This is a genomic window from Terribacillus sp. 7520-G, from assembly GCF_002271665.1.
GTDB lineage: Bacteria > Bacillota > Bacilli > Bacillales > Amphibacillaceae > Terribacillus.
Window position 1 is genome coordinate 1 of the sequence record NZ_NQFP01000062.1, and the last position, 604, is coordinate 604.

General features: G+C 54.0%; 1 rRNA gene. It reads right to left on the reverse strand.

Features of this window, described 5'->3' with window-relative positions:
* Positions 1-604, reverse strand: a 23S ribosomal RNA gene (locus tag CHH53_RS16950); the annotation flags it as partial.

The window sequence follows — 604 nt, forward strand, 5'->3', positions numbered from 1 at the left end:
CCCGTATACTTCGCCTTACGGCTTCGCACAGACCTGTGTTTTTGCTAAACAGTCGCTTGGGCCTTTTCACTGCGGCCCCCTCGGGCTATTCACCCTACCGAGGCACCCCTTCTCCCGAAGTTACGGGGTCATTTTGCCGAGTTCCTTAACGAGAGTTCTTCCGCGCGCCTTAGAATTCTCTTCTCGCCTACCTGTGTCGGTTTGCGGTACGGGCACCTTCACCTGACTAGAGGCTTTTCTTGGCAGTGTGAGATCATGACCTTCGCTACTGTAATTTTCACTCCCCATCACAGCCCAGCCTTAACGATGTGCGGATTTGCCTACACATCAGCCTCACTGCTTGGACGGACATCCATCAGTCCGCGTCACTACCCTCCTGCGTCCCCCCATCGTTCATAACGGTTTATGGTGGTACAGGAATTTCAACCTGTTGTCCTTCGACTACGCCTTTCGGCCTCGCCTTAGGTCCCGACTTACCCTGAGCGGACGAGCCTTCCTCAGGAAACCTTGGGCTTTCGGCGGATCAGATTCTCACTGATCTTTTCGTTACTCATACCGGCATTCTCACTTGTATACGCTCCAGCGCTCCTTACGGTACACCTTC